The organism is Pseudomonas sp. P1_A1, from assembly GCF_056406935.1.
The window spans coordinates 246,474-253,735 of the sequence record NZ_JBFTZE010000010.1 but is presented as its reverse complement, the minus strand read 5'-3'; the positions used below and the strand labels follow the sequence as shown (position 1 = coordinate 253,735).

General features: G+C 57.7%; 7 protein-coding genes. 1 reads left to right on the top strand and 6 read right to left on the bottom strand.

Annotated elements, in window-relative coordinates; translation table 11 throughout:
* From AC1D2Q_RS17390 to sdhC, 4 genes are all read right to left on the bottom strand, one after another.
* The coding region (locus AC1D2Q_RS17390; protein WP_477813962.1) for a 2Fe-2S iron-sulfur cluster-binding protein at positions 1–315 on the bottom strand (315 nt) is incomplete at its 3' end.
* A gap of 11 nt (positions 316–326) precedes the next feature.
* Positions 327–2,099, bottom strand: a complete 1,773-nt coding sequence (sdhA, locus tag AC1D2Q_RS17385; protein WP_018925106.1) for a succinate dehydrogenase flavoprotein subunit — start codon at positions 2,097–2,099, stop codon at positions 327–329.
* A gap of 3 nt (positions 2,100–2,102) precedes the next feature.
* Positions 2,103–2,471 carry a succinate dehydrogenase, hydrophobic membrane anchor protein gene (gene sdhD / locus AC1D2Q_RS17380; protein WP_003210573.1) on the bottom strand — a complete coding sequence of 123 codons (369 nt, stop codon included), beginning with the start codon at positions 2,469–2,471 and terminating at the stop codon, positions 2,103–2,105.
* Entirely contained in the window at positions 2,465–2,839 is a 375-nt protein-coding gene (gene sdhC / locus AC1D2Q_RS17375; protein WP_477813961.1) for a succinate dehydrogenase, cytochrome b556 subunit, read from the bottom strand. Before sdhC ends, sdhD begins: the two co-directional genes overlap by 7 nt.
* Positions 2,840–3,202: 363 nt before the next feature.
* Between sdhC and gltA the strand changes: the two genes are divergently transcribed.
* Positions 3,203–4,492, top strand: coding sequence for a citrate synthase (gltA, locus tag AC1D2Q_RS17370; protein WP_018925105.1), 1,290 nt, complete (start codon positions 3,203–3,205; stop codon positions 4,490–4,492).
* A gap of 625 nt (positions 4,493–5,117) precedes the next feature.
* Here gltA and AC1D2Q_RS17365 read toward each other — a convergent pair.
* Together AC1D2Q_RS17365 and AC1D2Q_RS17360 are read right to left on the bottom strand one after the other, a co-directional pair.
* Positions 5,118–6,776, bottom strand: coding sequence for a cation acetate symporter (locus tag AC1D2Q_RS17365; protein WP_477813960.1), 1,659 nt, complete (start codon positions 6,774–6,776; stop codon positions 5,118–5,120).
* A complete protein-coding gene (locus AC1D2Q_RS17360) occupies positions 6,773–7,084 on the bottom strand; it encodes a DUF485 domain-containing protein (protein WP_007939152.1) in 312 nt (103 codons plus the stop codon). Before AC1D2Q_RS17360 ends, AC1D2Q_RS17365 begins: the two co-directional genes overlap by 4 nt.
* Between the last annotated feature and the right edge of the window lie 178 nt (positions 7,085–7,262).

Below are 7,262 nucleotides of genomic sequence, written 5' to 3'. Positions count from 1 at the left end.
GCTCATATCGACGACCAGGTCACGGATAACCGGCAAACCTGGAAGAGGACGAACGATCAGCTTGTTACCTTTTACGACGGCAGACAGCGGCGTGATGCACGCCAGACCGTTTTTGCCGTTGATGTTCATGCCGTCGGAACCGCAAACACCTTCACGGCAAGAGCGACGATAGGAGAAACCTTCGTCCTGCTCTTTGATCAGGGCCAGCACGTCCAGCACCATCAGGTCTTTACCACCGGTATCAACCTGGAATTCCTGCATGAACGGCGCAGCGTCCTGATCAGGGTTGTAACGATAAACACTGACTTGCAACATGGCGGCCACCCTTAATAAGTCCGAATCTTAGGTTCAAAAGTCGGAACAGTCTTCGGCGAGAAGTTCACTGCACGCTTGGCAACGCGCTTCTCACCCGGGAAGTACAGGGTGTGGCACAGCCAGTTTTCGTCGTCACGGTCTTCGAAGTCTTCACGGGCGTGAGCACCGCGGGACTCTTTACGTACTTCTGCAGCGATGGCGGTAGCTTCGGCCACTTCCAGCAGGTTCTGCAGCTCCAGCGCTTCGATACGCGCGGTGTTGAACGCCTGGCTCTTGTCGTTGATCTTGACGTTGGCGATACGGCCACGCAGATCAGCCAGTTGAGCAATACCCTTCTGCATGTATTCGCCGGTACGGAATACACCGAAGTAGTTCTGCATGCAGCTTTGCAGCTCGCGACGCAGGGTTGCCACGTCTTCACCATCGGTACGCTCGTTCAGAGCGGACAGACGCGACAGGGCCGCATTGATGTCGGCGTCGGTGGCGTCGTCGTATTCGATACCGTCGGTCAGCGCTTTTTCCAGGTGCAGACCGGCCGCACGACCGAAGACCACCAGGTCGAGCAACGAGTTGCCGCCCAGACGGTTGGCACCGTGAACCGATACGCAAGCCACTTCACCGACCGCGAACAGGCCCGGAATGATGGTGTCTTTGCCTTCGGCGTCCTGAGTGATCGCCTGGCCATGAATGTTGGTGGCAACGCCGCCCATCATATAGTGGCAGGTCGGAACAACCGGAACCGGAGCGACGACCGGGTCAACGTGCGCGAAAGTCTTGGACAGTTCGCAGATGCCTGGCAGACGGCTGTGCAGCACTTCCTCGCCCAGATGGTCGAGCTTGAGCATTACGTGGTCGCCATTCGGACCGCAACCGTTGCCGGCGATGATTTCTTTAACCATCGAACGGGCAACCACGTCACGACCGGCAAGGTCTTTGGCGTTCGGAGCATAACGCTCCATGAAACGCTCGCCGTGCTTGTTGATCAGGTAACCACCTTCACCACGGCAACCTTCGGTTACCAGTACACCGGCGCCGGCGATGCCGGTCGGGTGGAACTGCCACATTTCGATGTCTTGTACCGGTACGCCGGCACGCAGCGCCATGCCAACGCCGTCACCGGTGTTGATCAGGGCGTTGGTGGTCGAAGCGTAGATACGACCTGCACCGCCGGTGGCCAGTACGGTGGCCTTGGCACGGATGTAGGTGGTTTCACCGGTTTCGATGCAGATCGCGATCACACCGACGAACTCGCCTTGACCGTTCTTTACCAGATCGACAGCGTAGTATTCGTTCAGGAACGTGGTGCCGGCTTTCAGGTTGCCCTGATAAAGGGTGTGCAGCAGCGCGTGACCGGTACGGTCGGACGCCGCGCAAGTACGCGCAGCCTGGCCGCCCTTGCCGTAGTCCTTGGACTGACCGCCGAACGGACGCTGGTAGATGCGACCGGTTTCGGTACGGGAGAACGGCAGGCCCATGTGGTCCAGTTCGAAAACTGCGGCCGGACCTTCCTGACACATGTATTCGATAGCGTCCTGGTCACCGATGTAGTCGGAACCCTTGACGGTATCGTACATGTGCCAGCGCCAGTCATCGTTCGGATCCGCAGACGCGATGGCGCAAGTGATGCCGCCCTGGGCCGATACGGTGTGCGAACGAGTAGGGAAAACCTTGGTGATCACGGCAGTCTTGTGACCGCCTTGTGCCAGTTGCAGCGCTGCGCGCATGCCGGCACCGCCGCCACCAATAATGATGGCGTCGAAAGAAATCGTTGGAATGTTAGCCATGGATCAGATACCCCAGAGAATCTGCACACCCCAGACGAAGTAAGCGAACATCGCAACGCCGCATACTGCCTGGAAAAGGAAACGTACTGCAGTCGCGGACTTGCCCAGCGCCATCGGCGTCAGGTAGTCGGTCGCGATGGTCCACATGCCGACCCAGGCGTGAGCGCCCAGGGCCACAAGGGCCAGCAGACTGAAGATACGCATCCCGTTGTGGGCGAACAGGCCATGCCATTGGGCGTAGCCAATGCCAGGATTCGCAGCGAGGTATCCGATCAGGAAAATGAAATAAGCCGCGAGAACAACCGCAGACACACGTTGCGCCATCCAGTCATAGAGGCCCGAACGCGAAAGGTTCGTAACGCTGGTTACCATATCCAAACTCCTGCCAGAACGATCAACACCACGGAAACGGCGATGATAATTTTCGAGCCCAGGCGGCCGCCTTCCAGCGTCTCACCGATGCCCATGTCCATGATCAAGTGGCGCACACCGGCTACCAGGTGATACAGAAGAGCGGACAGGAGGCCCCATGCTACGAACTTGGCCAGCGGGCTGGTCAAGCATGCCTTCACCTCGGCAAAACCTTCCTCGGAACCCAGAGACTTGCTCAATGCATACAGCATGAAGCCAAGGCCCAGGAAGAGGATGATGCCGGAAACACGGTGAAGAAACGACGTAACGCCGGTGATGGGGAGTTTGATGGTCCTTAGGTCTAGGTTTACAGGTCGTTGGCTTTTCACGGCTTTTTTTTCACACTGAAGAGCCCCTAACAATCAGGGCAAAGTTGTTGGGGAGTGCACTGGTCAGGTAACCACTACCCAGGGATGCGACCCCCAATAAAGCAGGCCCAAAAGCCCCTGGCGGTCGGTGGCCGAGTATAGACAGTTAGGCTACTAATGACAACGCGTTCACCTTCCCCTAATAGCGGATTGCACAAGTGACATAAAAGGCGTAAACGGCAGGCAATTTCGAGAAAAAAGTGCGGTTAAAGCCTTCTGGAGCAAGACTTTAGGCAAATTGACATTCGAATTTATCTCACTATAGTGGTGCGGGCCCTGCGTGGGGGGTCTGTCTGATGATTTCAAGCATAAATAGGAGGCCACATGGCTGACAAAAAAGCGCAGTTGATCATCGAGGGCGCAGCCCCCGTCGAGCTGCCCATTTTAACCGGCACCGTTGGTCCCGATGTTATCGACGTTCGGGGCCTGACGGCCACGGGCCGTTTCACCTTTGACCCTGGTTTCATGTCGACCGCCTCCTGCGAGTCGAAGATCACCTACATCGACGGCGACAACGGTATTCTGCTGCACCGCGGCTACCCGATCGAACAGCTGGCTGAAAAGTCGGACTACCTGGAAACCTGCTACCTGCTGCTCAACGGCGAGCTGCCGACCGCAGAACAGAAGGCCCAGTTCGTCGGCACCGTGAAGAACCACACCATGGTCCACGAGCAGTTGAAGACCTTCTTCAACGGCTTCCGTCGCGACGCCCACCCGATGGCCGTCATGTGCGGTGTAGTTGGCGCCCTCTCGGCGTTCTACCACGACTCCCTCGACATCAATAACCCGCAGCATCGCGAAATCTCCGCGATCCGCCTGGTTGCCAAGATGCCGACCCTGGCTGCAATGGTTTACAAGTACTCCATGGGCCAACCCATGATGTACCCGCGCAACGACCTGTCGTACGCGGAAAACTTCCTGCACATGATGTTCAACACCCCGTGCGAGATCAAACCGATCAGCCCGGTACTCGCCAAGGCCATGGACCGGATCTTCATCCTCCATGCCGACCACGAACAGAACGCATCGACCTCTACCGTACGTCTGGCAGGTTCCTCGGGTGCCAACCCGTTCGCCTGTATCGCCGCCGGTATCGCTGCACTGTGGGGCCCTGCCCACGGCGGTGCGAACGAAGCCGTGTTGACCATGCTCGATGAAATTGGCGATGTCTCGAACATTGACAAGTACATCGCCAAGGCCAAAGACAAGAACGATCCGTTCAAACTGATGGGCTTCGGTCACCGGGTTTACAAAAACCGCGACCCACGCGCTACCGTCATGAAGCAGACCTGCGACGAAGTATTGAAGGAACTGGGCATCACCAACGATCCGCAACTCGAACTGGCCATGCGCCTGGAAGAGATCGCCCTGACCGACCCGTACTTCATCGAACGCTCGCTGTACCCGAACGTCGACTTCTACTCGGGGATCATCCTCAAGGCGATCGGCATTCCAACCAGTATGTTCACCGTGATCTTCGCTCTGGCGCGGACCGTCGGCTGGATCTCCCACTGGAAAGAAATGCTCTCCAGCCCGTACAAGATCGGCCGTCCGCGCCAGCTGTACACCGGCTACGAGTCGCGTGACATCACCCCGCTTGAAGACCGCAAATAAGACCTGTCTTGCGATAACGTCTTAAGTTACACCGAGAACGGCCTCTATGTAGATAGAGGCCGTTTTTGTTTGTGCTCTTTGGTTGTGTGTATATCCGTTTCTTCGGTAACGGCGGCTTATGGTTTCGCTCTTACAGCGAGTCACTTTCGAAAAGCGCGAAAGTAACCAAAGCGCTCTTGCCCCTTTCGTTCGGTGCCTCGCCTTGGCTCGGCATGCCCTCGCTCCGGTCCTGCTCCGTGGGCCCGCCGCCATCGGCCATCCATGGCCGGGGGCGGCTAACCCGGCATCCATGCCGGGTTGCCCACTGCGCAAAACCTCCACTCGGCCTCTCGAGGGGGCGTGCACCTCAAAAGCAAAGCGAGGCGGCCTACCGGCCGACCTAGCTTCAAATGAACGCGTTCCCCCGTAGGAGTTGCCGAAGGCTGCGATCTTTTGATCTTGATCTGGCTTTTGATCTCACTCTGCCCGCCCCTTTTTCAAAGTGACTCGCTGTAAGAGCGAAACCGCCAGCCGGCGTTACCGCAGAAACGGATATGTACACACAAAGGGCGATAACCGCCCAATAAAAATGCCCCGATCTCTCGACCGGGGCATTCGTGTCAGCGCAGCTTATATATAAGAAGCCTTAGTGCGAAACCGCCCCGCTCGCCCCCAACCCAGTCTGCGAACGCACAAACTGCGGGAAGAACAGCGCCCGCTCGTTTACACCCTCAGCCGACTTGTCGGTGACCGAGAAGAACCAGATCCCGATAAAGGCGATGATCATCGAGAACAGCGCAGGGTATTCATACGGGAAGATCGCCTTCTCGTGACCCATGATCTGCACCCAGATGGTTGGCCCCAGCACCATCAAGCCAACCGCACTGACCAGCCCCAACCAACCGCCGATCATCGCACCGCGAGTCGTCAGTTTCTTCCAGTACATGGAAAGCAGCAGCACCGGGAAGTTGCAGCTCGCCGCAATGGAGAACGCCAGGCCCACCATGAACGCGATGTTCTGCTTCTCGAACAGAATGCCCAGGCCGATCGCCAGCACCGCCAGGGCGATGGTGGTGATTTTCGAGACGCGGATTTCGTCCTTCTCGTTGGCCTTGCCCTTCTTGATCACGCTGGCATACAGGTCATGGGACACTGCCGAGGCACCGGCCAGGGTCAGGCCGGCCACCACCGCCAGAATGGTCGCAAACGCCACCGCCGAGATGAAGCCCAGGAACACACTGCCACCCACCGCGTTGGCCAAATGCACCGCCGCCATGTTGTTGCCGCCCAATAGCGCGCCTGCCGCATCTTTAAAGGCCGGGTTGGTGCTGACCAGCAAGATCGCGCCGAAACCGATGATGAAGGTCAGGATGTAGAAGTAACCAATGAAGCCGGTCGCATACAGCACGCTTTTACGCGCTTCTTTCGCGTCACTCACGGTGAAGAAGCGCATCAGGATGTGCGGCAGGCCAGCGGTACCGAACATCAGTGCCAGGCCGAGGGAGAACGCCGAGATCGGGTCTTTCACCAGGCCGCCCGGGCTCATGATTGCTTCACCTTTGGCGTGAACCTTGATCGCCTCGGAGAACAGCGTGTTGAAGTCGAAGTTGACGTGCTTCATCACCATCAGCGCCATGAACGAGGCACCGGACAGCAACAGCACCGCCTTGATGATCTGCACCCAAGTAGTCGCCAGCATGCCGCCGAACAACACGTACAGGCACATCAGGATACCGACCAGGATCACCGCAACGTGGTAGTCCAGGCCGAACAGCAGCTGAATCAGCTTGCCAGCACCAACCATTTGCGCGATCAGGTAGAACGCCACCACCACCAACGAACCGCACGCCGACAGCGAGCGGATCTGGGTTTGCCCCAGGCGATAGGACGCCACGTCGGCAAAGGTGTACTTGCCCAGGTTACGCAGGCGCTCAGCGATCAGGAACAGAATGATCGGCCAGCCCACCAGGAAACCGATCGAGTAGATCAGGCCGTCGTAGCCGGAGGTGAACACCAGGGCGGAAATACCCAGGAAGGACGCCGCGGACATGTAGTCACCGGCAATCGCCAGACCGTTCTGGAAACCGGTGATCTTGCCACCCGCCGCATAGTAGTCGGCGGCCGATTTGTTGCGTTTGGACGCCCAGTAGGTGATGCACAAGGTTGCCCCGACGAACACCACGAACATCATGATCGCGGATACGTTGAGCGGTTGTTTCTGCACTGCACCCGTCAGGGCCTCAGCCGCCCAGGCGCCCGGTGCAAAGGCTGCGATGCTCAAGAGAGCGATTAGACGCCGGATCATTGCTGAGCCTCCTTGAGAATCGCATTGTTCAAGTCGTCGAATTCGCCGTTGGCGCGTCGTACGTAGATGCCAGTCAGGACAAAGGCTGAAACAATCAGCCCGACACCGATCGGAATGCCCCAGGTAATCGAAGACTCGGGGCTGATTTTTGCGCCCAGAATATGCGGCCCGTAAGCAATCAAAAGGATGAATCCGGAGTACAGCCCAAGCATGATCGCTGAAAGAATCCAGGCGAATCGTTCCCTCTTGCTAACCAGCTCCTTGAAGCGGGGGCTGTTTTGAATCGAGAGGTAAATGCTGTCGTTCATTGTTTTTATCCTCGCAGCACAGATTTTAGTTGGAACGTTATCCACTCTATGCGGCTGCCGGAGAGGTTCCAGACGACCTTAGTATTAGAACGACATGACTGCTCCTCCCCCGCCGAATTCCCACAGAAAGAAAAAAGCCCCTTGGCATTTAAGCCAAGGGGCCTTGAGAGGTGCTGAC